Source organism: Nocardia vaccinii NBRC 15922 (assembly GCF_001613305.1).
GTDB lineage: Bacteria > Actinomycetota > Actinomycetes > Mycobacteriales > Mycobacteriaceae > Nocardia > Nocardia vaccinii.
Genome location: NZ_BDCC01000011.1, coordinates 1 through 25,192, shown reverse-complemented (window position 1 = coordinate 25,192; position 25,192 = coordinate 1). Strand labels below are relative to the sequence as shown.

Annotated in this window: 24 protein-coding genes; 17 read left to right on the top strand and 7 right to left on the bottom strand. The window is 67.3% G+C overall.

Annotation, left to right across the window (positions count from 1 at the left end):
- Position 1: 1 nt before the first annotated feature.
- Both NV1_RS08095 and NV1_RS08090 read right to left on the bottom strand, forming a co-directional pair.
- A complete protein-coding gene (locus NV1_RS08095; RefSeq protein WP_067887577.1) occupies positions 2–625 on the bottom strand; it encodes a flavin reductase family protein in 624 nt (207 codons plus the stop codon).
- Between the two features lie 89 nt (positions 626–714).
- Positions 715–2,226, bottom strand: a complete 1,512-nt coding sequence (locus tag NV1_RS08090) for a DUF349 domain-containing protein (RefSeq protein ID WP_084525190.1) — start codon at positions 2,224–2,226, stop codon at positions 715–717.
- A 268-nt stretch (positions 2,227–2,494) separates the two neighbouring features.
- On the opposite strand from NV1_RS08090, the gene NV1_RS08085 reads away from it, so the two are divergent.
- The 7 genes from NV1_RS08085 (at position 2,495) to NV1_RS08055 (ending at position 11,038) form a co-directional block, all read left to right on the top strand.
- Entirely contained in the window at positions 2,495–3,355 is an 861-nt protein-coding gene (locus NV1_RS08085; protein WP_067887334.1) for a class III extradiol ring-cleavage dioxygenase family protein, read from the top strand.
- Positions 3,352–4,290, top strand: coding sequence for a tRNA (adenosine(37)-N6)-dimethylallyltransferase MiaA (miaA, locus tag NV1_RS08080; RefSeq protein ID WP_157116696.1), 939 nt, complete (start codon positions 3,352–3,354; stop codon positions 4,288–4,290). Before NV1_RS08085 ends, miaA begins: the two co-directional genes overlap by 4 nt.
- Positions 4,291–4,524: 234 nt before the next feature.
- Complete coding sequence (gene dapF / locus NV1_RS08075; RefSeq protein ID WP_067887571.1) at positions 4,525–5,418, top strand: diaminopimelate epimerase; 894 nt, start codon at positions 4,525–4,527, stop codon at positions 5,416–5,418.
- 102 nt (positions 5,419–5,520) lie between these two features.
- Positions 5,521–7,041 (top strand): GTPase HflX, encoded by a 1,521-nt coding sequence (gene hflX, locus NV1_RS08070; protein ID WP_067887329.1) that lies wholly within the window; start codon positions 5,521–5,523, stop codon positions 7,039–7,041.
- Between the two features lie 88 nt (positions 7,042–7,129).
- Positions 7,130–8,785 (top strand): steroid-22-oyl-CoA synthetase, encoded by a 1,656-nt coding sequence (gene casI, locus NV1_RS08065; RefSeq protein ID WP_067887327.1) that lies wholly within the window; start codon positions 7,130–7,132, stop codon positions 8,783–8,785.
- Between the two features lie 61 nt (positions 8,786–8,846).
- Positions 8,847–9,716: a lysophospholipid acyltransferase family protein gene (locus NV1_RS08060; protein ID WP_245713609.1), complete on the top strand. Its 870-nt coding sequence runs from the start codon at positions 8,847–8,849 to the stop codon at positions 9,714–9,716.
- A gap of 176 nt (positions 9,717–9,892) precedes the next feature.
- The gene (locus NV1_RS08055; protein ID WP_067887325.1) at positions 9,893–11,038 is read left to right on the top strand and encodes an acyl-CoA dehydrogenase family protein; all 1,146 of its coding nucleotides are present in this window, start codon (positions 9,893–9,895) and stop codon (positions 11,036–11,038) included.
- Between the two features lie 569 nt (positions 11,039–11,607).
- Here NV1_RS08055 and NV1_RS08050 read toward each other — a convergent pair.
- Together NV1_RS08050 and NV1_RS08045 are read right to left on the bottom strand one after the other, a co-directional pair.
- Positions 11,608–11,832 carry a hypothetical protein gene (locus NV1_RS08050; RefSeq protein ID WP_157116694.1) on the bottom strand — a complete coding sequence of 75 codons (225 nt, stop codon included), beginning with the start codon at positions 11,830–11,832 and terminating at the stop codon, positions 11,608–11,610.
- 217 nt (positions 11,833–12,049) lie between these two features.
- A complete protein-coding gene (locus NV1_RS08045) occupies positions 12,050–12,994 on the bottom strand; it encodes an alpha/beta fold hydrolase (RefSeq protein WP_067887319.1) in 945 nt (314 codons plus the stop codon).
- A gap of 89 nt (positions 12,995–13,083) precedes the next feature.
- Here NV1_RS08045 and NV1_RS08040 point away from each other — a divergent pair, with 89 nt between their 5' ends.
- The gene (locus tag NV1_RS08040; RefSeq protein ID WP_067887316.1) at positions 13,084–13,674 is read left to right on the top strand and encodes a TetR/AcrR family transcriptional regulator; all 591 of its coding nucleotides are present in this window, start codon (positions 13,084–13,086) and stop codon (positions 13,672–13,674) included.
- Positions 13,675–13,765: 91 nt separating this feature from the next.
- Here the strand turns inward: NV1_RS08040 and NV1_RS08035 are convergent, their stop codons facing one another.
- Both NV1_RS08035 and NV1_RS08030 read right to left on the bottom strand, forming a co-directional pair.
- Positions 13,766–14,671: an NAD(P)-dependent oxidoreductase gene (locus NV1_RS08035; RefSeq protein WP_067887565.1), complete on the bottom strand. Its 906-nt coding sequence runs from the start codon at positions 14,669–14,671 to the stop codon at positions 13,766–13,768.
- A gap of 4 nt (positions 14,672–14,675) precedes the next feature.
- Complete coding sequence (locus NV1_RS08030) at positions 14,676–15,059, bottom strand: carboxymuconolactone decarboxylase family protein (protein WP_067887313.1); 384 nt, start codon at positions 15,057–15,059, stop codon at positions 14,676–14,678.
- A gap of 207 nt (positions 15,060–15,266) precedes the next feature.
- Here NV1_RS08030 and NV1_RS08025 point away from each other — a divergent pair, with 207 nt between their 5' ends.
- Positions 15,267–15,917 (top strand): TetR/AcrR family transcriptional regulator, encoded by a 651-nt coding sequence (locus NV1_RS08025; RefSeq protein ID WP_067887310.1) that lies wholly within the window; start codon positions 15,267–15,269, stop codon positions 15,915–15,917.
- Positions 15,918–15,963: 46 nt separating this feature from the next.
- Here NV1_RS08025 and NV1_RS08020 read toward each other — a convergent pair whose 3' ends face one another.
- Positions 15,964–16,596 carry a TetR/AcrR family transcriptional regulator gene (locus NV1_RS08020; protein ID WP_067887307.1) on the bottom strand — a complete coding sequence of 211 codons (633 nt, stop codon included), beginning with the start codon at positions 16,594–16,596 and terminating at the stop codon, positions 15,964–15,966.
- Between the two features lie 726 nt (positions 16,597–17,322).
- On the opposite strand from NV1_RS08020, the gene NV1_RS08015 reads away from it, so the two are divergent.
- From NV1_RS08015 to NV1_RS07980, 8 genes are read left to right on the top strand one after another with little or no spacing between them, the layout of a single operon-like run.
- Positions 17,323–18,267 (top strand): HpcH/HpaI aldolase/citrate lyase family protein, encoded by a 945-nt coding sequence (locus NV1_RS08015; RefSeq protein ID WP_067887304.1) that lies wholly within the window; start codon positions 17,323–17,325, stop codon positions 18,265–18,267.
- Positions 18,264–19,022 (top strand): SDR family NAD(P)-dependent oxidoreductase, encoded by a 759-nt coding sequence (locus NV1_RS08010; RefSeq protein ID WP_067887301.1) that lies wholly within the window; start codon positions 18,264–18,266, stop codon positions 19,020–19,022. The genes NV1_RS08015 and NV1_RS08010 overlap by 4 nt, the downstream gene beginning before the upstream one ends.
- Before the next feature lie 5 nt (positions 19,023–19,027).
- Positions 19,028–20,818 carry an LLM class flavin-dependent oxidoreductase gene (locus NV1_RS08005; protein ID WP_084525196.1) on the top strand — a complete coding sequence of 597 codons (1,791 nt, stop codon included), beginning with the start codon at positions 19,028–19,030 and terminating at the stop codon, positions 20,816–20,818.
- Between the two features lie 40 nt (positions 20,819–20,858).
- Entirely contained in the window at positions 20,859–22,148 is a 1,290-nt protein-coding gene (locus NV1_RS08000) for an aromatic ring-hydroxylating oxygenase subunit alpha (RefSeq protein ID WP_067887299.1), read from the top strand.
- Positions 22,149–22,161: 13 nt separating this feature from the next.
- On the top strand, positions 22,162–22,497 hold the full coding sequence (locus NV1_RS07995; protein ID WP_067887296.1) for a hypothetical protein: 336 nt from the start codon (positions 22,162–22,164) through the stop codon (positions 22,495–22,497).
- Between the two features lie 8 nt (positions 22,498–22,505).
- Entirely contained in the window at positions 22,506–22,877 is a 372-nt protein-coding gene (locus NV1_RS46595) for a TauD/TfdA dioxygenase family protein (protein ID WP_067887294.1), read from the top strand.
- Entirely contained in the window at positions 22,874–23,626 is a 753-nt protein-coding gene (locus tag NV1_RS07985; protein WP_067887291.1) for an SDR family NAD(P)-dependent oxidoreductase, read from the top strand. The genes NV1_RS46595 and NV1_RS07985 overlap by 4 nt, the downstream gene beginning before the upstream one ends.
- A gap of 27 nt (positions 23,627–23,653) precedes the next feature.
- Complete coding sequence (locus NV1_RS07980; RefSeq protein ID WP_067887559.1) at positions 23,654–25,144, top strand: aldehyde dehydrogenase family protein; 1,491 nt, start codon at positions 23,654–23,656, stop codon at positions 25,142–25,144.
- Positions 25,145–25,192 lie beyond the last annotated feature (48 nt).

Below are 25,192 nucleotides of genomic sequence, written 5' to 3'. Positions count from 1 at the left end.
GTCAGCGGGTGGGTGCGGGCTGCGGTATCTCCCAGGCCTCGGCCAGCCGTGACGGCCGAAGCCGGGCGCCGCCGCCGAAGAACTCGCAGAACTTCATGATCAGCGGATCCCAGCGGTCCGGGTCGACGTGTTCGGTGTCCGGTACGACCAGATCGTTCTCGACGTGGGCGCGCACCACCCGCACGGTGTGTGCGGTGGCCCGCCCGCCGAATGGCTCGGCGGAGATCAGTTCGCATTCGAGCTGAATCGGGCACTGCGCCACCCTCGGGGCCGCGACGAGGTCGGCCGGGAGCGGGGTGAGCCCGGCCGCGCCGAACTTGTCCGGCTCGTAGCGGTAGCCCTTCTCGATCTTGTGCGGCGTCAGCTCCCGCGCTCCGGTCAGCAGCGCCAGCCGATCCACCGCCTCGGCCAGGTCGGGGCCGGGCAGATTCAGCACGCATTCGCGTTCGCGCAGGAGATTGATCGTCGTCTGCGACCCGGTGTTCATCCCGAGCATGCACTGATCACCGAGCCACCATGCCGAGGACATCGGCGCCAGATTGGGGGTGTGGTCGGGATTGCGGGTGCCGATCAGCACCACCGGCGTCCCGAAGTAGAGAACTTTCAGATCAACGACTCGATGCATACCGCCCACGATGCGCGATGCGTCCGGGGCGGTGCTGGCGGTAATCGGACTCGGCGTTGAGGCCGAGTCCGATTACCGCGCAATGTGATTCAGCGCCGGGTGACCGCGCCCTCGGCGGCCTCGGCCCATTCGCGCCACTGCTGTGCCTGTTCGAGAGCCTTGTCCGCATCGCGGTTGCGACCGGCCGCCTGTGCCTTGGCCGCCTGTTCCTCGAACTGTGCGACGCGTTCGCGGAACTGCGCGGCGCGCGCCACGGCCTCGGGATCGGTGCGTCGCCACTGCGTGTCGACCGCGTCGCGGACCTGCTTCTCGATCGCGCGCAACCTGACCTCGAGTTCCTGCATGCGCTCGCGCGGGACCTTGCCGATCTCGTCCCACCGGTCCTGCAGATGCCGCAGTTCGGTGCGTGCCGCGTCCAGATCGGATTCCAGATGGGTCGCGATCCGGTGCTCGAAGTCGGACAGCAGTTCCAGCTTGGCGGACGCGTTCTGCTCGAATTCGGCGTCCCGCTCCGATGCCGCGGCATTGCGCGCGCCGAAGAAGACGTCCTGGGCATTCTTGAAACGCCGCCACAGCTGGTCGTCGGCCTCACGCGGCGCGCGGCCCGCGGCCTTCCACTCGGACAGCAGATCGCGGAAGACCGAGGCGGTGCCCGCCCAATCGGTCGAGGAGGACAACTCCTCCGCGCGCACGCACAACTCCTCCTTGCGCGCTTTGGCCGCGGCACGCTCGCGGTCGAGTTCGGCGAAGTGCGCGCCGCGGCGGCGGTTGAACGCCTCGCGCGCCTTGGAGAACCGCCGCCACAGGGCGTCGTCGACCTTGCGGTCCACCCCGCGGATGGTCTTCCACTCGTCCAGGATCTCCCGCAGCCGATCGCCCGCGGCCTTCCACTGGGTGGAGTCGGCGGCGATCTGCTCGGCCTCGGCGCACAGATTCTCCTTGCGCTCGGTCTGCTCGTGCCGAGAGCGCTCCTTCTCCTCCTTGGCCTGCGCGGCCGCTTCCTCGGAGTGTTCGGCGATCGCTTGCAGGCGACGGGCGAGGCCGTCGATATCGCCGATCACCGCCGCCGTCGGCAACGATTCGGCAAGCGCGAGGGCTGCCGTCTTGGTCTTGCGGGCGTCGGTTCCGGCCGCCAGACGAGCCTCGAGCAGGGCGACCTCGGTGGCCAGATCGTCGAAGCGGCGGCCGAAGTGCGCCAGGCCCTCGGTGGCGTCACCGGCCTGCCAGGAACCGATCCGGCGTTCGCCCTCCGCGGTCTTCACCCAGGCGGTGCCGTCGTCGTCGACGCGGCCCCAGCGGCTCGGATCGCTGACCGTCGGCACCACTACCGGATGCGGATGCTCCTGCCCCGCGCCCGGGGCGGGCTTGACCGCATGCGGTTTGGGCACCTCGTGCGAGGTGGGTGCCTGGGGTTTGCGGACGCCCGGCGTGGGGGTACCCGGTTTGGGTGCCCCCGGCCGCGGTGCGCCGGGCTTGGGCACCGGACCGGGGCGGGCCGCGGCATCGGCGGGCGTGGGTTCCGGTGCGTCGGGGGTGCTGGACTGCTGCGCCGTGCCGGTGTCCGGATGGGTAGCCTTCTCGGTTCCGCTGTTCTCGGTCATCACTCCTCGTCCCTGCCGCGCGTCACGGCTGCCTGGTTACGCCCTAGCTTCATCCCATTCAACCAGCCGAACCACAGATACGCCGCCTCTTATCGAGGGTGGCGCGACGAGAGCGGTGGCAGGGACCGCGAATACGTGGTAAAGCTCCGCGCGCGCGGGGGCCGCGAGCACCGTCGACCTGCCCTGTGACCGGCCCGAACGTCTCGCTGCGCAGCCCGTCCGGACCGGCCCGGGCGCGCCGCCGGGGCCGGCCGCTACCGTTGACGGCGTGTTCGGTCTCGCCGTGTTGATCCCATCACCGCCCGTGCTGGTCCCCGAATTGTGCGGCGGACGGCCCGAGGTCGACGACACGCACCTCGCGGCCCAGGTGCCGCCGCTGCGGGAGGCGGTGCTGGCCGCGGCGCGCGAGCTGGCGGGGCTTGCGTCGCGGTGGCTGGTCGTCGGGGTCGGCGCCGAGGCCGACGGAACCGGTCCGGGCGAAGTGGAGGAGTTCGCGGCTGGGATGGTGGCCGGCGCGTTGCGCGAGGTGCCGGGGCCCGGCGCGGGCCGACGTGACGTCGCGATGTTCGATGCCGGGACGGTCGGCACCTTCCGGGGGTACGGAGCCGACGTCCGCGTCGCGTTGTCGGATGCCGCACTGGAAGGGACCGCGCCGGCCGACCCCGGCCTGCCGCTGCCGGTGCTGATCGGCGGGTGGGTGCGCGGATGTGCGGGCGAGGGCGTGACGGCCACGGCCCGGCTGGTGGATCACGACGCTCCGGGCGCGCACTGTGTCGAGCTGGGCGAGCGGCTGCGTCGCGAGCTGGATGCGGAATCCGAGACCTACGGTGTGCTGGTGGTCGCCGACGGGGCGGCCACCCTGTCGACCGGTGCGCCCGGCTATCTGGACCCGCGCGCGCGGGCGGTGCAGGACGAGATCGATGACGCCCTGTCCGCGGGCGACCCGGTCGTCCTGACGACGCTGGACACCGAGCTGTGCGCGGAGCTCCGGATCTCGGGCCGCCCGGCCTACCAGGTATTGGCCGGACTGTTCTCCGGTGACGTCCCGAAGGTCGAAACCCGCTACCGGGCAGCGCCTTTCGGTGTCGGCTATCAGGTGAGCACCTGGCGGCCGGGGGCCGGTTCGTGATCACCCCGATTGCCGTCGTGGGTCCCACCGCCACCGGAAAGTCCGATCTCGCACTGGAATTGGCGCAGCGCCTGAACGGGGAGATCGTCAACATCGATGCCATGCAGCTGTATCGCGGCATGGATATCGGCACCGCGAAACTTCCTGTGGCACATCGCCGCGGCATCGCCCATCATCAGCTCGACGTGCTCGACGTCACCGAAACCGCCACCGTCGCCGCGTATCAGAGCGGCGCCTCGGCCGATGTCGAGGCCATCATGGCGCGCGGGCGCACGCCGGTCATCGTGGGCGGATCGATGATGTACGTCCAGGCGCTGCTGGACCGGTGGGAATTTCCGGCCACCGATCCGCGGGTCCGCGCGAAATGGGAGGCGCTGCTGGCCGAAGGCGGCGTGGGTGCGGTGCACACCGCGCTTCGGGACGCCGATCCCGTTGCGGCGCAGGCGATTCTGCCCACCGATGGCCGTCGGATGGTGCGCGCGCTGGAGGTGGTCGAATTGACCGGCCGCCCGTTCGCCGCCGCACAGCCACGGATCGGCGAACCCCACTGGGGTACGGCGATTCTCGGTGTGGACCGCGAGACCGCACAGCTCGACGCCCGCATCGAGCTCCGCACCGCGGCGATGTTCGACGAAGGTCTCGTGGACGAGGTGCGCACCCTTGTCGAACAAGGTCTTCGTGAGGGGCAAACCGCTTGTCGCGCAATCGGATACGCTCAGGTGCTCGCATATCTCGACGGCGAGTACGATCTCGCCCACGCCCGCGAACGCACCCTCATCGGCACCCGCCGCTACGTCCGCCGCCAGCGCTCCTGGTTCCGTCGCGACCCGCGCGTCCATTGGCTCGATGGCGCCGACCCTCATCTCGTCGAAACCGCCCTCGAAGACGTGCTGTCCGGCCTACCCCGGGATGTTCGCGAACGTCCGGGGGGCTGAGGTGCGGTCCGCGTCTGTGCCGCGGTCGGACCGGCAGCGGGAGAGCTGCACGGGGCCGCGTTCGGCCGGAACGGACGCGATCGATGTTCCGAGCTACTGGCGTTCTCCGAGAATGGGTCGGCCGGGCGTGGAATCCGCGCGGCGAGCCGGGTGTTGGACCGAGCGCGGCGGTTCGGTGAGACCCCGGTGACGAGCGGTATGGTGCGGAACAGGGAGAATACGGGAGTGTCCGATATCGAATTCACCAAAGGCCACGGCACGCAGAACGATTTCGTGATCCTGTTCGACCCGGAGGCCGGGTTGGATCTCACGGCGAGCCGGGTGGCGGCGCTGTGCGATCGGCGGCGTGGCCTCGGAGCGGACGGTGTGTTGCGGGTGGCGTGGGCCGAACCCCTGGTCGAAGCCGGTGTGCTGGACGCGCTGCCCGAGGGGGTCGGCCCGGACGACTGGTTCATGGACTACCGCAATGCCGACGGTTCGATCGCGGAGATGTGCGGTAACGGAGTGCGGGTGTTCGCACACCACCTCGCGGTGATCGGTGCCCAGGCCAGCGGATCGTTCGTGGTCGGGACGCGGGCGGGGGCGCGGCCGGTGGTCGTGCACGCCGCGGACCGCGTGCACGGCGAGGTCACCGTGGCGATGGGATCGGTGCGTGAGCTGGGCAAATCCTTCGCGACGCTCGGCGGCCGGACGCTGTCGGGTATCGGCATCGACGTCGGAAATCCGCATCTGGCCTGCGTGGATCCGGAACTGACCGCTCAGGCTCTGGCGAAACTCGATCTGACCGTGGCCCCCGGCTACGAACCGGAGATGTTCCCGCACGGTGTGAACGTCGAGATCCTCACCGCACTGGATCACTCCGGCGACGGTCCGCGCGGGGCCGATATGCGTGTGTACGAGCGCGGCGTCGGTGAAACCCGTTCCTGCGGAACGGGAACCGTGGCCGCGGCCGCCGCAGCACTGGTTCGCGAGGGCTTCGTGATCGAGAAGGATTCCGGCGAGGTGGTCGTGCGGGTGCCCGGGGGAGCGGTCACCGTGAGCATCGACCGCGGTGACGCGCGGTTGCGCGGGCCGTCCGAACTGGTCGCCTCGGGGCGGATCGCCCGGCAGTGGTGGGACGGCATCTGAATTCCCCGAACCGGTCACGACCGGCCGTACCAGGGCCGGCCTGCCCGGCCGGGAAATAACTCGAGTGCGTCTTCGGGTTATCTCATGGGAGCATGGAGGTATATGAGGAAATCCGAAACGTATGAGTTCACTCCGGTCGACGAATTCGTCCCGGAGGATACGACCGCTCCGGACGAGGATCGCGCCGGCGGCGGGTGGGCTCCGGAACCGACCGTGGGCGAACTGCAGCTCGAGGAGCGCAGCTCGCTGCGACGCGTCGCGGGGCTGTCCACCGAGCTCACCGACGTCACCGAGGTCGAATACCGGCAGCTGCGCCTGGAGCGGGTCGTGCTGGTCGGCGTATGGACCGAGGGCACCGCGACACAGGCCGACGCGAGCATGGCCGAACTGGCCGCGCTCGCCGAGACCGCGGGCTCGCAGGTGCTCGACGCGCTGATTCAGCGCCGCGACAAGCCGGACCCGGCCACCTACATCGGCTCCGGTAAGGCCGACGAGTTGCGCGCGGTGGTACTCGACACCGGTGCGGACACCGTGGTCTGCGACGGTGAGCTGACGCCCGCGCAGCTGACCGCACTGGAGAAGGTCGTCAAGGTCAAGGTGATCGACCGGACCGCGCTGATCCTGGACATCTTCGCCCAGCACGCGACCTCGCGCGAAGGTAAGGCGCAGGTTTCGCTGGCGCAGATGGAGTACATGCTGCCGCGGTTGCGCGGTTGGGGTGAGTCGATGTCCCGGCAGGCCGGTGGTCGCGCGGGTGGCGCGAGCGGCGGTGTGGGTACGCGTGGTCCCGGTGAGACCAAGATCGAGACCGATCGCCGCCGGATCCGCGAGCGCATGGCGAAGTTGCGCCGCGAGATCCGGGAGATGAAGACCGCCCGCGACACCAAGCGGTCGCGGCGCACCTCCAGCGGCATTCCGTCGGTGGCGATCGTCGGCTACACCAACGCGGGTAAATCGAGCCTGATGAACGCGTTGACCGGCGCGGGCATTCTGGTGCAGGACGCACTGTTCGCCACCCTGGATCCGACCACGCGCCGCGCCGCCCTGGAGGACGGGCGCGAGGTCGTGTTCACCGACACCGTCGGATTCGTGCGGCATCTGCCGACGCAGCTGGTGGAGGCGTTCCGTTCGACGCTCGAGGAGGTCACCGGCGCGGATCTGCTGCTGCACGTCGTGGACGGTTCCGATCCGTTGCCCGACGAGCAGATCAAGGCGGTGCGCGCGGTGGTCACCGACGTGCTGCGCGAGACCGGCACCCCGGCGCCGCCGGAGTTGTTGGTGGTCAACAAGATCGACGCCCTGGACCCGATGGAGCTGACGCAATTGCGCGGGCTGCTGCCCGACGCCGTATTCGTCTCCGCTCGGTCCGGACAGGGCATCGAGGAACTCCGCGACCGCCTGGCCGATATTCTCGGCGGCCTGGATGTCGAGGTCAGCGTGCTGCTGCCGTACAGCCGAGGCGATCTGCTGTCCCGGATCCACGCGGATGGCAGCATCATCAGCTCCGACCATCAGGAGTCCGGAACCCGGGTCTGCGCGCGTGTCCCGCGTGCGCTGGCCGCGTCGCTGGCCGAATTCGCCCACGCCGGAACCGAACCGGAGGACCTGGTCGCGCAGGGCTGATCCGGCGAGGTCGAATTCGCAAGGCCGAGTCCCGCTCAGTCGGCGAACTCTGGCGCGGGGCGCATCGCTCCGGTCATCCTGGTGGGATATGACCGACCACCTGCGCACCGATATCGCGACGATGCTGCTCGACCGGTCGGGCGACGACCGGCCCGGCCTGATGTCCCGCACCGCCACCTGGACCTGGGACGAGGTGGTGCGGGAGTCGGCGGCGCGCGCGGCGCTGGCCCGGGATCTACGCCGCGACGGCCCGTTCCACATCGGCGTGCTGCTGGAGAACGTGCCGGATTTCGTGTTCTGGCTCGGCGCGGCGGCTTTGGCGGGCGCGACCGTGGTCGGGATCAATCCCACGCGCGGGGCCGAACAACTCGGTGCGGATATCCGGTTCACCGACTGCCAGCTCATCGTCACCGATAGTGCGGGGCTGGAACGTCTGCGTGATCTGGATACGGGATTGACCCGGGATCGCTTTCTGCTGGTAGACGATCCGGGATATATCCACGCGGTGCGGCAGTATCGATGCGCACCGGAGGCTGTCGGGGGGCCGGACTCGCTGCTGCTGTTGCTGTTCACCTCCGGAACCACCGGGACGTCCAAGGCGGTCAAATGTTCCCAGGGCCGCCTGACGCGGGTGGCGTACGCGGCGGTCGAGAAGTTCGGGCACATCCGCGAGGACGTGGAGTACTGCTGTATGCCGCTGTTCCACGGCAACGCCATCATGGCGCTGTGGTCCCCGGCGCTGGCTGTCGGGGCGACGATCTGTCTGACGCCGAAATTCTCCGCGTCCCAATTCCTTCCGGACATCCGCTACTACGGCGCGACCTTCTTCACCTACGTAGGCAAGGCGCTGGGCTACCTGATGGCCACGCCCGAGACGCCGGAGGATTCCGACAACCGCCTGACCCGGGGTTTCGGCACCGAGGCGGCTACGGCTGATCAGGCCGAATTCCGCCGCCGCTTCGGCGCGGAACTGTTCGAGGGCTACGGGTCGAGCGAAGGGTCCGGCATGGTCGCCCTGGATCCGCACTCGCCGCCGGGCGCGCTCGGCCGCCCCGCACATGCCGGGGTCGCGGTCGTCCATCCGGACACACTGACCGAATGCCTCCCCGCCGAACTGGACGAATACGGCCGGGTGTGCAATCCGGACGAGGCCATCGGCGAGATGGTGGACAAGGCGGGCGCCCTGTCCTTCGAGGGCTACTACAAGAACGACGCCGCGGACGCCGAACGCATCCGGAACGGTTGGTACTGGACCGGTGATCTCGGTTACATCGATGCCGGCGGATTTCTGTACTTCGCCGGTCGCAAGGGCGACTGGATCCGGGTGGACGGGGAGAACACCTCGGCGCTCATGATCGAACGGGTGCTGCGCCGTCACCCCGCGGTGATCGCGGCGGCGGTCTACGGCGTGCCCGATCCGCGCTCGGGCGATCAGGTGATGGCGGCGGTCGAGGTCGCCGATCCGGCCGCGTTCGATCCGCGCGAATTCGCCGAATTCCTCTGCGCTCAGAGCGATCTCGGCGCGAAGGGGACGCCCCGGCTGCTGCGGGTTTCGGCGAATCTGCCGGTGACCGGTTCGAACAAGGTGCTCAAACGGCAGTTGCAGGAACAGGCCTGGCGCACCGACGAGGCGGTGTACCGCTGGGCCGGGCGCGGCGGACCCGAATACGACGCGCTGACCGAGCAGGGGCGAGCCGCCCTCGAGGCCGAATTCGCCGCGCACGGCCGGCAGCGTCTGCTCTGAGATTCCTCTCAGCCGATGTCGCTAGCATGGCGGCATTCGACACGGCCCACAGGGAGGATTCTTGTCCGGTATCGAGCCGGTAGCGACGGCTACCGCCAGCACCTTGACGGATGGCGCGCCGCTACGAATGTCGTTGACCGAGAACGATATTCGAAGACTCGAGGCATTCGCCGCGCCGTTGCGGGCATGGACCAGCCCGGTATTCCACGGACTGACGAACATTTCTGCCGACGGCCCCGTGCTGCTGGTGGGCAACCACAATTTCCTGGGCATCGATACCCCCGTGCTGTGGCCCGAACTCGCGCGCACGCGCGGGCGGTTGCTGCGCGGACTCGCCGAGAACGTGCTGATCACCGTGCCGGGCGTGCGGCACCTGCTGCACGGTATCGGGTGCGTGCGCGGCAACCGCGCGAACTGCCGCACCCTGCTCGAAGAGGGGGAGATGGTGCTGGTCTTCCCGGGCGGCGGTCGCGAGGCCGTGCGCCGCAAGGGGGAGAAGTACGTCCTCAAATGGGAGGGACGCACCGGTTTCGCTCGGATGGCGATCGAGACCGGTGCGCCGATCGTGCCGCTGGCGATGATCGGCGCGGACGACGTCTACGACATCATCTTCGACGGCGACGACCTGGCCATGCGCCCGCTGCGGATGCTCGTGCAGGCGCTGGGCATGCGCGGCAATCTGACACCGCCGCTGGTCCGTGGCCTCGGCCCGACGCTGCTGCCCAAACCGGAGCGGTTCTACTACTCGGCGGGCACCCCCATCGAGACCACCCCGTGGGCCGACGCGCCGGATCTGGACAAGGCCGCCGAGGATCTGCAGGCCGTGGTGCGCAAGGCGCTCGAGGAGGAGTTGCGGTTCCTTTTCGCCGAGCGCGACCGCGACCGCGGCCGGACTCTGTGGGGTCGGGTGCGCGGGGCGGTCGGCCTGTAGAACCGCGGACCATATTTCTGCAGGTTTACCGCGGTTCGGAGCACCGTCGCCCTCGCCTGATCAGAGTGTCACGCAGTTGGGACCTATTTTCCGAGGATCGAAGTAAACGGCGATTCGACTTCCATGTACGGTATGGGCAGAGGCGAGGTAGCCCATGTGGTCACTAGGAGGTTGGCGTGGAGCGCACCCTTTTCGAACCGGAGCACGACCTGTTCCGGGAGTCGTACGGCAAATTTCTCGAGCAGTACGTCGCACCGAATCATGCGGAGTGGGAAGAGCAGGGCGTCGTCGACCGGCAGGTCTGGCTCGAGGCCGGTAAGCAGGGATTCCTGGGCATGGCCGTGCCCGAGGAGTTCGGCGGCGGCGGTGTGAAGGATTTCCGCTACAACGCGATCCTCACCGAGGAGACCACCCGGGGTCAGTACTCGGGCTTGGGGTTCACGCTGCACAACGACGTGATCGCCCCCTACCTGCTGGAGTTGGCGAACGAGGAGCAGAAGCAGCGCTGGCTGCCCGGCTTCTGTTCCGGTGAGCTCATCACCGCCATCGCGATGACCGAGCCCGGCACAGGTTCGGACCTGCAGGGCATCAAGACCCGTGCGGTCAAGGACGGCGACGACTGGATCCTCAACGGCGCCAAGACATTCATCACCAACGGCATCAACTCCGATATCGTGATCGTGGTCGCCCAGACCGATCCGGAGAAGGGGTCGATGGGCTTCTCGCTGCTGGTCGTCGAGCGCGGCATGCCCGGTTTCGAACGTGGCCGCAACCTGGACAAGATCGGCCTCAAGGCGCAGGACACCGCCGAGCTCAGCTTCACCGACGTCCGCGTGCCGGGTAAGAACCTGCTGGGCACCGAAGGCATGGGCTTCATCCACCTGATGCAGAACCTCCCGCAGGAGCGGCTGTCCATCGCGGTGATGGCCGCCGCGGCCATGGAGGGCTGCCTGGACATGACGATCCAGTACGTCCGTGATCGCAAGGCCTTCGGCAAGCCGATCGGCGCCCAGCAGAACACCCGGTTCGTGCTGGCCGAGCTGGCTACCAAGACGACCGCGGTGCGCGTCCTGGTCGACAAGTGCATCGAGGCCCTCAACGACGGCAAACTCACCGTCGAGGAGGCCGCCATGGCCAAGTGGTGGAGCACCGAGGAGGAACTCGACCTCATCACCAAATGCCTGCAGCTCCACGGCGGCTACGGCTACATGCGCGAATACCCCATCGCCAAGGCATACATGGACGCCCGCGTCCAGACCATCTACGGCGGCACGACCGAGATCATGAAGGAGATCATCGGGCGTTCGCTGAAACTTGCCTGATAGGGGCGGTTCCGGGGTCGGGATGCGGCTGAGATCCCGTCTTCGTCCCGTTTCAGGTCCGAAATTGCTTCGTCTCGAGGGCGGTACCCCAGCGGGGGTGCCGCCCTCGTGGCGGGTGAAGACGTCCTCGATCGCGCCCCGTGTATGTGCGGCCTGGTCCGGCCACAGGTGCGTGTAGACCCTCGGCGTGACATCGGGTAGGCGAGCCGAACGGCGATGGGTTCGTCCGCGGCTTCCGGGTCGTCGAGTACGCGGAACTTGCGGACATCCCCCATTTACCCCGCCTGACGCCGGGCCAACGTATCGATCAGCTCGCGGCCCGTGCTCGGGCATACGGCGCACGAGCATCCTGATCGCATCGATGACTCTTACGAGCCGCTGTATCCGGCTCCGCTCGAGGCCCTCGAGCCGGCGGTCCCCGGCCCCTGACAGACGGTCCGCGACGCCACCGAGATCATGCCGGAGAGCATCGGGCGTTCGTCGAACTTGCCTGACAGGAGGCGTTTTCGCGGCTAGAGAGCGGTGACCCGCGGACACGATGACCAGGTCCGCGGGTCACCAGAAGTCGGCTAGTGGTGTTGCAGCCTCTTCTTGGTGAAGTCCTTGTCCTTCATATCGGGCCGCGCCTGCTGTGCCTCACGCTTCATTCCGCCGCCCAGCCCGTCCATATCCCGCTGCTGGTCGTCGATCATGCGATCCGAATCGCGCTCCATACGCCGGCCCTGGTTTTTCGCGCCCTTTTTGGCCTTCCCGGCCATCTGGCCGGGTTTCCTGCCCCGATTGCGATCAGACATCTCAACCTCCATATCGGTAGGTCCTGTCCGAACTGCGATATCGAACGCGGAATGCGTAGCGTCCGCCGAATCTCCGAGCGCTGTCGAACGGTCTCGGCTTCTCAGCGAGAACGGTCGACAACCACTTACCCGCCGGCAACTGCCGAGACGACAATCGCGGCTCATCCATCCTGACGATGTGGGCGACCCGATGTCAACGAATCGTTCGGCCCTTCGCCTACTCGACGCGCTGGTGATCGATGAACGCGGTCAACGCGTCGACAACCGCCTCGGGCTGTTCGTCGGGAATGAAATGCCCGGCACGGGGGATGACGACGCCATTCGTGTCGTCGGCCCAGGGGCTCAGGGAGGCGGCCATGTCCGGGATCGAGCCATGGGAACCGGAGATGCCCAGGACCGGGACGGTCACGGGTCCTCGGTCCAGCGCGTCATGATTCTTACGCGCGGATTCCGCGGCATCGCGGTAGTAGGCGAGAAGAGCTCGCAGGCCGTCCTCGGCCGCGACGGCCGCGGCGTAGTGGTCGATCTCGGCGCTGTCGAACGTGTCGGGGGACAGCGCTTTGACCGTCAAGAACCAGGCCACATAGTCGCGTTCGCGACCGGTGAGCAGCGTCTCGGGAAGTTCGGGCACCATATGGAACGCGAAATGCCAAGCCTTCCAGGCCCGGTCGGGATCCACGGGGACGGAGTCCGGGAGGGTGATTCCGGGAATGCCGGCGTCCAGCAGCGCGACCCCGTGCAGCTGCTGTTCGTGGTTCAGGGCCAGCGAGAAGGCGACCCAGGCGCCGACGTCGTGGCCGACGAGCCAGTATTTCCGCACGCCGAGCTGGGTCACCGCGGCCTGGACGAGCGACGCGACGGTGTGCGTGTCGTAACTGCCGTGCGGTCGGTCGGAGTGGCCTTGTCCAGGCAGGTCGATCGCGATCACGTGGAATTGCCGGGCCAGCCCCGGCATCACTTTGCGCCAGGCCCACCACGTCTGCGGAAATCCGGCGAGCAGGACGACGGCGGGGCCGGTCGGCTGACCGCCTCGCACGGCATGCAGTCGGATGCCCGCCACATCGACGAAGCGGTGCGTGAAGCCCGGGAGGTCGGGCAGCGGCAGTCCGGAGATCGGGAGCCGATCGCGAGAGCTTTTCGTTGTGGTCGCGGTGTCATCCATGCTTCGAGCCTAACTCATCTTGAACTATTCAGTTCAAGATAGGATGGGTGGGCCGCAACGAACCGGCTCGAGAACGAGGTGCATGTGAGATGGTCGGAAAGAAGCAGTTCGATGTGGACACCGCGCTCGATGCGGCGATGGTCCAGTTCTGGCGAGCCGGGTACGCCGACACCTCGCTGGACGACCTGTCCCGGGCGACCGGACTGAACCGCAGTTCCATCTACTCCTCGCTCGGCGACAAGGACGCGCTGTATCTGCGCTGCCTGGACCGCTATGCCACGCGGTACGGCGCCCGGTACGACCAGGCCCTCTCGGGTGCGCCCGAGGAGCCGCTGCGGGCGGTGCGGGAATTCTTCGACGTCACTCTCCGGCGCATCGCCGACCCCGACCTACCGGACGGATGCATGATCGCTCAGACCGCGATGGCGATACCGGCCCTGAGCCCGGTCATAGCCGCGCGAGCGATCGAAGCTCTCGCCGCACAGGAGGCGCGGTTGCGGAACGCCCTGACCGTCACGACACTGACCGGCAACGACGCGGGCAACTTCGCCGTTCACCTCGCGGCGGTCAACCAGTCACTGGCCGTGATGAGCCGGGCCGGGGCGAGTCGGCAGCAACTGCGCACGATAACCGACGTCAGCCTGAACGCGCTCGCGCAGGCCCTGCGTTTCCGGAGCTGACCGGCCGAATTCAGCGGGACGGACCTCTTCGGCCACCCGCTCGACATCGTTCGTGCGGGTGAAATCGCCACGCAGCATGGGGAATTCGCCATCAAGCCGGTGGATCCTGCGCCTGGCCGCCCACGCGGACGCCGGCCGCGTCCTCGAGCGGTTTCACCACCGAGGTGAAATCGGATTCGGGGCCCTCCCGTTCGAGCGTGGTTTCCCACAATCGTGCGGCGGCCTCGGCGAGTTCCGTCGGCGAGCCGATGGCCTCGGCCTCTCGCAGGTACAGCCGGACGTCCTTGACCATCAGGCCGGTCGCGAAGCCGAAATCGAAGGTGCGGGGCAGCACGGACTGGGGGAACTTGTCGCGGCTGGCGTGGGTCGCGCCCGACCCGGCGTTGAGCACGTCGAGCATGACCTGCGGATCCAAACCCGCTTTGACGCCCATCACCATGGCCTCGGCGGTCGCGGCAAGGGTGGTGGCTGCCATGAGATTGTTGACCAGTTTCATGGTCTGCGCCGCGCCGGGGTTCTCGCTGACGAAGATCGGTCGGCCGATGGCCTCCAGAATCGTTGCGACGGTGTCGAACTCATCGCGCGGGCCGGACACCATGATAGCGAGCGTCCCCTCGTTCGCACCCTTGACCCCGCCGCTGACCGGGGCGTCGAGCGCGGCCATGCCGCGTGTGGCCAGAAGCTTCTGATTATGTTGCGCCACTTGGCTTCCGACCGTGGAAAGATCGATGAATCGCTTGATCCGGGAACCTTCGATCACCCCGTCGGCGCCCAGCGCGACTTCCGCGGACGCTCGCAGCGACGGCAGGCTCGCCAGCACCGTCTGCGCGCGGTCGGCAACGTCCCGCGGTGAGGACGCGGCGATCGCGCCGAAGCTCACTGCCTCGTCGGTGGCTTTCTCGCGGGTGTCGTAGACCACGAGGTCGTGGCCCGCGGCGGCCAGCCGGCGGGCCATCGGCAAGCCCATGTTGCCCAGGCCGACGAATCCGACATCCATGCCCTCACGCATCCTGGTCGTACTCGGCGAACGCCTCGCGGGCGATCCGGAAGCTGTCCACGGCCGCCGGAACACCCGCATAGATCGCCACCTGCATGAAGATCTCGCGGATCTCCTCGCGGGTCACGCCGTTGGTCAGCGCACCTTTGACGTGGGTTCGCAACTCGTTCGGACGGTTGAGCGTCGCGATCATCGCGAGATTGAGCATGCTGCGGGTTTTCAGCGAAAGCCCCTCACGACCCCATACCGCGCCCCAGCAGTACTCGGTGACGAGGTCCTGGAAGGGCTCGGAGAAGTCGTCGGCCTTCGCCGATGCTGCTTGCACGTAGGCCTCGCCCAGGACCGCGGTCCTGATCTCCCGGCCCTTGTCGTAGGTCTGTTCATCCATCCCTGCTCCGTTCGTTTTCGAGATGCGGGACGGAGTCCGCTCATCCAGAAGTACACGTACTGGTATATTTTGTCAACGGTGGGCAGTGATTGCGTGACAGCACGAAAGTCACTGTGGCCGTTGGCATCAGGAGATGTAGGCAGCTGCGTATGCTGCCGTGATTTCGTACCCCGCGGCATCAAATATCCGAATCGGTATAGTTGATTGATGGTAGCCACGCGGCGCGGACGCCCCACGCGGGCAGAGGCGGAAGAGCTCGACCTCGCGATCCGCAAGGCGGCTGTCGCGACATTTCTCGAATTCGGTTACCCGGGTGCGACCGTCGAGACAATCGCGCGGGCGGCAGGCACCACCAAACGCTCGGTCTACGCCCGGTATGCCGACAAGCGCGCGATCTTCGTAGACGTCATCCCGTGGGCGTTGTCCCGCTACGCCGACAGTGACCGCGACGAGATGCCCGGCGACGACGAGGAGGAGGACCTCGAAACCGCACTGCTCCGGATCGGCCGGGTGGCGCTGTCCCGAGCGGTCGATCCGGAACACGTGGGATTGATGCGGATCGCGATGAACGAGGCGGCACGATTCTCGGAATTCGACGTGGCCATGCATTCCATGATGTGGTCCGGACGCCAGCGCGCGGTGGTGCGGTTGCTTCGACGTCACCAGGAGCGCGGGTATGTGCAGGTGGACGATATCCAGATCGCCGCGGAACACTTTCTGGCGATGGTGGAACTCGTGCCGGGCCGCCTGGCGGATTTCGGTTTCTTCCGGACCGAGAAGGACTCCGAACGTCATCTGCGGCAAGCTGTTTCGCTGTTCATGCGCGGGGCCGTGCCGCATCGATCCAGGCGGCGCTGAGTCGGGGCGCGGTGGCGTGTGCTCGGCCCGCGCGACAAGAGCCGCGTCAGGTTTCCGCGGCACCGGGCTGGTGCGGGGTGATCGTGCGGGCCCAGGGCTTTCCCTCGAACAGCCGCACGAAATCCTCGGCGAATTCGGCCAATTCGCGATGGCCCAGGGTGATGCCCAGGCTCGATTCGTTGACCAGAGTCGCGCCGAGGCTGCTGATCACCACCGACATCATCGCGGGCGACAGATCCTCGACGTCGAAACCGCGGCCGCGCAGGATGACGGTCAGCGCGGTGAGCTGGCTTTCCCGGTAGCGCTCGGCGTAGGCGGCGATCTCGGTGCGAATCTCCTTGCGGTGGTTGGCCAGCGCCATGAATTCCATCAGCAGCGCGGTGCCGCGGGCATCGGTGGCCGTCTCCCAGAGCGCGCGCATCGGATTCTCCGAGGCCAGTGCTTTGCGCTGGCGTTCCAGATTGGCTTCGGCGCCTTTGCGGAAGACCGCCAGGAACAGGTCGTCCAGGGAGGGGAAGTAGTAGTACACGAGGGCGGGATTCACGCCGACCTTGGCCGCGACGCGTCGGGTGGTGGCTCCCGCGTAGCCCTCCTCCAGCATGAGTTCGGCGGTGGCCTCGATCAGTTGATCGCGGGTGTCCGTGTCGTCGCCGCGGCGACGTTTGCGCGGTGCGCTCATAGGGCTGCCTCACAACGGTCGTCTGTCGCCGCCATGCCTGTTTCGACTCCGCTCACGGCTGCCATCTCGTCCGTGCTCGGCTCCGTCGTGTGCGCTGCGCGCAGAGCCGATGGTTCGCTCGCAAGCTCGCTCACGTGACCGAACCTATCAACAGGTGTTCGGTGGCCGGCCCGGCGGCGGCAGTGCGCGCGGTACGCGACGGGGTCGATCTCGGCCGATGCGACGGTGAGCGGCCGCGGCACATTACCGGGAGGCCGGTGCGGTGACGGCACTTCGCCGGATGCGCGCTGTCGGACGTCGGGCACATATCAGTGTTAATCGATCGCTTAGTGACGCGATGTCGAGGGGGCTGGCTCGTGCCGAGTCGATCGGTAGATGTGCCGGTAGAGGCCACTTGGTAGCACGGGGGCGACGGGCGACGATTGACATGATTCGACGATAGGTGTTAAACAGTTGTCGAACAAGCGGAACTCTGAACGATCCGGGCGGCAGCCCTCCGGCGCCCGGCCGGGATCGGCTTGTGGTTACTCCAAAACTGCTGGAGTGCTGGATATTCGAGCTCGTGGAGGCTGATCCGATGATTCTCGTCGAATGTCTCGAAGGTTGTGTGGGGATGCAGATACTGATCGACCGATTAACAAACGTGATACCCAATGGTCCGCGAGCGTCCGGGAATCCGGGGCGACCCGCCGCAGGCGTATCGACCGCACTCGAAGGAATCGCGAAATGACCTGCACGACCACGAAAGTCGCCCGATGTCGGCGTTCCGAGCTGGCGACTCCGGCGAGCAACGAGGCCATGTGCGCCGCCGCGGCACGGTCCGATGCGGATCTGGTGTTCCTGGATCTCGAGGATGCCTGTGCCCCGTCGGCGAAGGAATCGGCGCGGTCGATCGCGGTGCGCGCGTTCACCGAATTGGATTGGGGCCGGACAACCCGCGCGATCCGCATCAACGGGCTGGATACGCCGTGGTGTCACGACGACCTGATCGAGGTGGTCACCGGCGCACGCGATCGGCTGGACGTGGTGATCATCCCGAAGGCGCGGTCCGCCCGCGACGTGTGGTGGGTGGACGTGCTGCTCACCCAGCTGGAGACCAAACTCGGGCTGTCCCACCGGATCGGGCTCGAGGTGCTGATCGAGGAGGCGGCGGGACTGCTCAACGCCGCCGAGATCGCCGCCGCGAGCCCTCGTCTGGAGGCGATCATCTTCGGTGTGGGCGATCTGTCCGCGTCCCTGCACGCCCGGGTGGGCGGCAATTTCCGTCCGGAACCGGGCGCGTATCCGGGCGATTTCTGGCATGCCGAACGGGTGCAGGTGCTCGCGGCGGGGCGCGCGGCCGGAATCGACGTGATCGACTCGCCGTATCCGGACTACGCCGATGCCGCCGGTTATCGCGCCGACGCCGCACATGCCGCGGCCCTGGGATTCGACGGCAAATGGGCGATCCACCCGAGTCAGGTGCCCATCGCCAACACGGTGTTCACTCCGACCGCCGATGAGATCGACCGTGCGCGAACACTTGTCGACGGTTACCGCGCGGCGCAGCGGGGCGGCGTCGGAGCGATCGGGCAGTCCGGTCAGCTCGTGGACGCCGGTCATCTCCGCCTCGCCGAGAACGTCCTGGCCAAGGCCGCACTCGCGCAGATCGAAAGCGGTGCCACCCGATGAGTGATCCGAGGTATGCCGGACGCCTCGCCGGAAAGGTCGCGGTGATCACGGGAGCGGGGTCGGGCATCGGCCGGGCCAGTGCGCTGCTGTTCGCCCGCGAGGGGGCGAAGGTGGTCTGCGCGGATATCAGCGGCAGACAGGACAAGACTGCCGCCGATATCGGCGAGGACGCGGTGCCGGTATCGGTCGATGTCGCGAAATCTGTTGAGGTGCAACGAATGATCACCACCGCGGTGCATTCGTTCGGGCGCTTGGACATTCTGTTCAACAACGCCGGAATGAGTGGCGAGCGCGGCCCGCTCGCGGAACTGGACGAGGACTCGTTCGACACCGTCGTGGCGGTCAATCTCAAGGGCGCGTTTCTCGGTATGAAGTACGCGATCCCGGAGATGCTGGCCTCGGGCGGCGGGTCGGTGATCAACACCGCCTCGGCCTCGGCGCTGGTCGGCTGGAAGGGCATCGCGGCCTATGCCGCCGCGAAGGGCGGAATCGTACAACTCACCAAATCCGTCGCGTTGGACTATGCGACGCAGAACATCCGGGTGAACGCGATCTGTCCGGGGATGACGTGGACCGGACTCGCCGGTGCTCCCGAGGACGGCGATCCGCCGACCGACGTGGTGCCGCCGCAGCCGATGAAGCGATGGGGCAGGCCCGGCGAATTGGCCGCGGCCGCACTATTTCTCGCCAGCGACGAGTCCTCCTTCGTCACCGGGACCGCGATTCCGGTCGACGGCGGATATGTGGCCAGGTGAGCACGATGGCGCGACCCTTCCGATTCGCCGTGCAGGCCACCCGGGCGACGAGCGCGGCGCAATGGTGCGATGCGGCAACGCGTATCGAGGCCGCCGGATATTCCACCCTGTTCCTGGCCGATCACTATCTGGGCAAGGGCCCTGCGGCGAAGGCGGCGAAATGGCCTCCGCAACATCTGGCTCCGATCGCGGCGATGTCCGTCGCGGCCGCGGTGACCAGCTCGCTGCGGGTCGGGTGCCGGGTGTTCTGCGCCGACTATCACGTCCCCGGCGTGCTCATGAAGGAGGCGACCACGCTGGACCTGCTGTCCGACGGCCGGCTGGAATTCGGTATCGGCGGCGGCTGGAGCGAGTACGAGTACCGGGCCATGGGCGTGCCGTTCGCGCCGGGCCCGCAACGGGTCTCGAAACTCGAAGAGGTCGTCGCGTTGTTCAAGGCGCACTGCGCGGGCGAACCGCTGGACATCACGGGCGAGTACGTCACCGCGCGGGACTACGCGGGGTTGCCGCTGCCCGTGCAGAAACCGCATCCGCCGATCATGATCGGCGGCGGTCGTAAACGGGTGTTGTCCCTGGCCGGGCGGGAAGCCGACATCGTCAGCATCATGCACGCGCTCGACGGGATCCGGGTCCTGGATCTGGGCACCTATATCGCCGGACCGTACTGCGCCACGGTGCTGGGTGAATTCGGGGCCGAGATCATCAAGGTCGAACGGCCCGGCACGGGCGACCATCTGCGTCGCTTCGGCACCGAGACCAACTGCGGTGACACCCTGGTGTGGCTCAGCGAGGCCCGGAACAAGCGGTCGGTGACGCTGGATCTCGGCGATCCGCGTGGGCGAGAACTGTTGCGGGAGTTGATCATCGGTGCGGATGTGGTGATCGAGAATTTCCGGCCCGGAGTGATGGAGCGGTGGAATCTGGGCTACGAGGACATCCGGCGGCTCAATCCCCGGGCGATCATGCTGCGGGTGTCGGCCTACGGACAATCCGGCCCGCTGGCCGGCCAACCCGGATTCGCGCGGGTCGCACACGCCTTTGCCGGACTGTCGCTGCTGGCCGGCGAGCCGGACGGCACACCGGTAACACCCGGTTCGACCTCTCTGGGCGACTATCTGACCGGCCTCTACGGCGTCATCGGCGTGCTGCTGGCGCTGCGGGCTCGGGAAGCCACCGGCCGGGGGCAGTGCGTCGATCTCGCGCTGTACGAGTCGATCTTCCGGGTGCTGGACGAGATCGCGCCCGCCTATCAGCAATTCGGCTTCGTCCGCGAGCGGATGGGTGCGGACACCGTGAACGTGGTGCCGCACAGTCACTATCGCACCGCGGACGACCGCTGGATCGCCATCGCGTGTTCCAACGACGAGATGTTCGCCCGGTTGTGCACGGCGATGGGACGCCCCGACCTCGCCTACCCGGACCGCTTCGGCCGCAAGGCTGCTCGTCTGGTGGCCCGCGACGAGGTGAACGCGCTGGTGGCGAACTGGGTCGCCACACTGTCCCGCGACGAGGCGCTCGCACGCTGCCGCAATTCCGAAGTCCCCGCGGGGCCGTTGAATTCGATCGCCGACATCTTCGATGATCCGCAGTTCGCCCACCGCGGCACGATCACCCGGAGCGAATCGCGCATCGGACCGCTGGCGGTGCCGGACGTCTTGCCGACACTGTCCGAGACCCCGGGCGAGATCCGTTGGCTCGGACCCGAATTGGGCGCGGACACCGACGAGGTACTCGGCGCCCTGCTACACCGCACCGCCGAGGAGATCGCCCACCTGCGCGATGCGGGTGTCATCTGAACCTTTTCCGAACCACGACAATTAAGAAAGGTTGTGTGGCATGGCAATTCAGGAAAAACTCAGCACCGGGCGGGGCAAGTTCACGCCCGAATATCCGGAGCTGGGCACCGGCCCGGTCGACTACGACGACGCGGTGTCCGAGGAGTTCTTCCGGGCCGAACGGGAGGCGGTGTTCAAGCGGTCGTGGCTGAAAGTCGGCCGGATGGAACAACTTCCACGCACCGGTAGCTACTTCACCCGGGAATTGCCCGGTCTCGGCTCGATCGTGATCGTGCGGCAGGCCGACGGCACCGTCAAGGCGCTGCACAACGTGTGCGCGCACCGCGGCAACAAGGTGGTGTGGCAGGAGCATCCGGCGCAGGAGTCCGCGGGCTCGTGCCGCGTGTTCACCTGCAAATACCACGGCTGGCGCTACGGCCTGGACGGCAAGGTCGCGCACGTCACCAACGAGGACCAGTTCTTCGACCTGGACAAGGGCGCCCTGGGCATGCCCGAGTTGCACTGCGACACCTGGGCCGGGTTCATCTTCGTGAATTTCGATCCGCACGCCCAGCCGCTGCGTACCTTCCTCGGCCCGAAGTTCACCGAGGTGGAGAGCTACCCGTTCGACCAGCTGACCCAGCGCTACGCCTACAAGACCCGGGTCAAGGGCAACTGGAAGTTGTCGATCGACACGATTCTGGAGTGGTACCACCCGCCGTACGTGCACGGCCGGTTCATCAATCCGGACGTGTCGAAGGCGGAGAAGCTGGTTCCGCCGCCGGACGCGTACTACTACGACCTGTTCACCTCGCACATGCTGAACTCGGTGCCCGGCCCGCCGCCGCTGCCGCCGCGCGCCCCCGGCGAGCTCGGCCCGGCGAAGCGGGATCAGCGCTGGATCTACAAGCTGTTGCGGGCCGGGCTGTTCGGCCCCGACGACATCGCCGACCTCGGGCCGCTGCCGGACGTGCTGAACCCCGGCCGGATCAAGTCCTGGGGTAACGACGCCTACTGGTTGTTCCCGAACTTCTCGGTGCAGATCTGGGCCCGCAATTTCTACATCACCTACCAGTACTGGCCCGAAGCGGTCGACTCGCACACCTACGAGCTCGACATCTACTTCACGCCGCCGCGCAACGCCGCCGAACGGCTGGCGCAGGAGATGACCGCGCAGACCACCATCGAATTCGCGATGCAGGACTCGAACACCGTCGAGGCCACGCATTCGGCGCTGGCGACCGGCGCCAACCGGCAATTCCACCTGTCGGATCAGGAATTGATGATCCGCAACTTCCACAAGGTCATCCGGGACACCGTGACCGCTCACCAGACCCTCGACAAGAAATAGGCAGGAGCATCCGATGACGACCGCGGTTCTCCCCGAAGCATTCAGTGAACTCGAACCCTGGGTCCAGACCTGGGCCAAGGCCACTCGCCAGGAGCGGTACGACACCCGGCTCGCGAGCACCATCGAACAACTCGACGCGTTCTACGATGCCATCGCCCCACACGCCGAGGCGGCCATCGAGCATCTCGACGCGTTCGATCTGAACGAACTGCCCGAGGCCGAGACCCGGCTGCTGTGGCTGATGTATTCGCTGGTGATGGTCTCCTATCCGGTGAACGTGTTCAAGCAGCCGCGTATCCCCGATTCCGGCGCTTCGTTCTTCGACACCGTTTCCGAACCCGCGGTGTGAGGCCGGTCATGGGACACACCGTTTCCGAGCTCACGCCCACGACCGGCGTGGAATTCACCGGCGTGCCGGGCGGCGATCTGCTCGACGAGGAGATCGCCGCGCAGACGCTGGATGCCCTGGAACGCCGTGGCGTCGCGGTATTCCGGGAGGCACACGCGACCGACGACCTGGGTCGCTCGCCCGCCGAGGGACGTGCGTTGCTGGATCGGCTGCTGGAGTGGTCGACCCAGCCGCGGTACGTGGTGCGGCACACCTGGCGGGTCGGTGATCTGGTCATCTGGGACAACACCGGGATGCTGCATCGGGCGCTGCCCTACGGGCCCGAGTCGGCTCGCCTGATGCATCGCGCATCTCTGGCGGGACGGGAGGCCGTGGCATGAGCGGGCGGGTGGCCGTGGTGACCGGCGGCGGTTCCGGAATCGGTCGGGCCATCTCACATCGGCTGGCCGAGAACGGATTTCAGGTCGCGATCCTGGATCTGAACGGTGCGGCCGCGAAGCGGGTCGCCGAGGAGATTCACGCGGCGGGGCATCGAGCCGCGGCCTTCGGTGAGGTCGACATCTCCTCGCGCAATCAGGTCGACGCGGCGATCGAGCGGGTGCGTTCGGAACTCGGACCGGTCCTGGTCCTGGTGAACAACGCGGGCCTGACCGGTTTCAAGAAATTCCTGCACATCACCGACGAGATCTGGCATCGGACCCTGGCGGTGAATCTGGACGGCACGTTCTACTGCTGCCGGGCCGTCGTGCCGGACATGCTGGCCGCCGGTTGGGGGCGGATCATCAACATCTCCTCCTCCAGCGCCCATTCCGGCCAGCAGTTCATGAGCCATTACGTCGCGGCCAAGGCCGGTGTCATCGGATTCACGAAATCCCTTGCGCTGGAACTGGGGCCGTCGGGAATCACGGTGAACACGATTCCGCCCGGTTTCGTGGACACTCCCATGCTGCGCGATTCGGAGAGTCACGGGCTGCTCGGCGGCACGGTGGATCACCACGCCGAACTCACACCCGTGCGCCGCGCCGGCAGGCCGGAGGACATCGCCGCCGCCTGCGCATTCCTGGTCTCGGAGGACGCCGGATACATCACCGGACAGGTGCTGGGCGTCAACGGTGGCCGAAATACCTGAGTACCAACATCTTTGGAGACAATCATCATGACCACTGATCGATCAGCGGCAGCCGCCGCGAGCGGAAGCGAGTCGAAGGCCGATCGGCGATTGTTGATCGGCGGACGGCTCGTCGACGCGGTGCGGACCTATCCGTCGTACAACCCGGCCACCGAGGCCGTGGTGGGATACGCCCCCGACGCGACGGTGAACGACGCCCACCTCGCGATCGCCGCGGCGCGCGAGGCATTCGACCACGGGGTCTGGGCGACCGATGCCGGTCTGCGCATCCGGTGCCTCGAACAACTGCACCAGGCGTTGACCGACCATGTCGAGGAACTCCGCGAACTCACCATCGCCGAGGTCGGTGCGACGCTGTCCCTTACTCGCGCAGCGCAATTGGAGGATCCGATCAAGATCGTGCGGTACTACGCCGATCTGCTGAAGACGTACTCCTTCACCGAGGATCTGGGCCCGGTCGAATACCTCGGCCGGCAGCACCGGCGGTGGGTGGAGAAAGAGGCCGCGGGCGTGGTGTCGGCGATCGTCGCGTACAACTATCCGAACCAGCTGGCGCTGGCGAAACTGGCGCCCGCCCTGGCTGCCGGGTGCACGGTGGTGCTCAAGGCCGCCCCGGCCGCCCCGCTGATCACCCTCGCCCTGGGCGAGATCATCGCGAAATACACCGACATCCCACCCGGTGTCGTGAATATCCTTTCCGCACAGGATGTTTCGGTCGGCGAGGCGCTGACCATCCATCCCGATGTGGACCTGATCACCTTCACCGGGTCGACCTCGGTGGGTCGGTCGATCATGTCCGCGGCCGGTACCGGCCTCAAGCGGGTATTCCTGGAGCTGGGCGGTAAATCGGCCGCGATCGCACTCGACGACGCCGACTACGAGGGCGTCGGGCAGTACGCGGCGTTCGCCGCGACGCTCAACGCCGGGCAGGCCTGCGCGCTCACCACGCGCCTGCTGGTGCCGCGTGCGGATCACGATGCCATCGTCGAGCTCGTCGCGGCCAATATGGCCCGGGTGCGTTTCGGCGACCCGAACGACCGCAAAACCTATATGGGCCCGTTGATCAGCGCGGCGCAGCGTGAGAAGGTCGACGGTCTGGTCCAGCGTGCGGTGGCCGAGGGCGCGAAACTGGTGACCGGCGGTGAGAAGGTCGGGCCGGGATACTTCTACACGCCCACGCTGCTTGCGGGCGTCGACCCGAACAGCGAGATCGCCCAGGAGGAGGTGTTCGGCCCGGTGCTGGCGGTGATCGCGCACGACGGCGACGACGACGCGGTCCGGATCGCGAACAACTCCGCCTACGGCCTGTCCGGCGCGGTATTCAGCGCAGACCACGATCGCGCCCTCGCGGTGGCCCGCCGGGTCCGCACCGGCACGTTCAGCATCAACGGCGGCAACTACTTCTTCCCCGACGCACCCTTCGGCGGATACAAACAGTCCGGCATCGGCCGCGAGATGGGCGTCGCCGGTCTGGAGGAATTCCTCGAACGCAAGACCCTGGCCTCGGTACTCGGCTGAGGCCCGAAACGCTCTTGTCACGCTGGTGGCGGTGGTTCTATCGTGGTG

Excerpts from the sequence above, each read along its gene's own strand:
- NV1_RS08095 (WP_067887577.1), bottom strand. The coding sequence starts at position 625 with ATGCATCGAGTCGTTGATCTGAAAGTTCTCTACTTCGGGACGCCGGTG.
- NV1_RS08090 (WP_084525190.1), bottom strand. The coding sequence starts at position 2,226 with ATGACCGAGAACAGCGGAACCGAGAAGGCTACCCATCCGGACACCGGC.
- hflX (WP_067887329.1), top strand. The coding sequence starts at position 5,521 with ATGAGGAAATCCGAAACGTATGAGTTCACTCCGGTCGACGAATTCGTC.
- casI (WP_067887327.1), top strand. The coding sequence starts at position 7,130 with ATGACCGACCACCTGCGCACCGATATCGCGACGATGCTGCTCGACCGG.
- NV1_RS08050 (WP_157116694.1), bottom strand. The coding sequence starts at position 11,832 with ATGTCTGATCGCAATCGGGGCAGGAAACCCGGCCAGATGGCCGGGAAG.
- NV1_RS08045 (WP_067887319.1), bottom strand. The coding sequence starts at position 12,994 with ATGGATGACACCGCGACCACAACGAAAAGCTCTCGCGATCGGCTCCCG.
- NV1_RS08040 (WP_067887316.1), top strand. The coding sequence starts at position 13,084 with ATGGTCGGAAAGAAGCAGTTCGATGTGGACACCGCGCTCGATGCGGCG.
- NV1_RS08035 (WP_067887565.1), bottom strand. The coding sequence starts at position 14,671 with ATGGATGTCGGATTCGTCGGCCTGGGCAACATGGGCTTGCCGATGGCC.
- NV1_RS08030 (WP_067887313.1), bottom strand. The coding sequence starts at position 15,059 with ATGGATGAACAGACCTACGACAAGGGCCGGGAGATCAGGACCGCGGTC.
- NV1_RS08025 (WP_067887310.1), top strand. The coding sequence starts at position 15,267 with ATGGTAGCCACGCGGCGCGGACGCCCCACGCGGGCAGAGGCGGAAGAG.
- NV1_RS08020 (WP_067887307.1), bottom strand. The coding sequence starts at position 16,596 with ATGAGCGCACCGCGCAAACGTCGCCGCGGCGACGACACGGACACCCGC.
- NV1_RS08015 (WP_067887304.1), top strand. The coding sequence starts at position 17,323 with ATGACCTGCACGACCACGAAAGTCGCCCGATGTCGGCGTTCCGAGCTG.
- NV1_RS08010 (WP_067887301.1), top strand. The coding sequence starts at position 18,264 with ATGAGTGATCCGAGGTATGCCGGACGCCTCGCCGGAAAGGTCGCGGTG.
- NV1_RS08005 (WP_084525196.1), top strand. The coding sequence starts at position 19,028 with ATGGCGCGACCCTTCCGATTCGCCGTGCAGGCCACCCGGGCGACGAGC.
- NV1_RS08000 (WP_067887299.1), top strand. The coding sequence starts at position 20,859 with ATGGCAATTCAGGAAAAACTCAGCACCGGGCGGGGCAAGTTCACGCCC.
- NV1_RS07995 (WP_067887296.1), top strand. The coding sequence starts at position 22,162 with ATGACGACCGCGGTTCTCCCCGAAGCATTCAGTGAACTCGAACCCTGG.
- NV1_RS46595 (WP_067887294.1), top strand. The coding sequence starts at position 22,506 with ATGGGACACACCGTTTCCGAGCTCACGCCCACGACCGGCGTGGAATTC.
- NV1_RS07985 (WP_067887291.1), top strand. The coding sequence starts at position 22,874 with ATGAGCGGGCGGGTGGCCGTGGTGACCGGCGGCGGTTCCGGAATCGGT.
- NV1_RS07980 (WP_067887559.1), top strand. The coding sequence starts at position 23,654 with ATGACCACTGATCGATCAGCGGCAGCCGCCGCGAGCGGAAGCGAGTCG.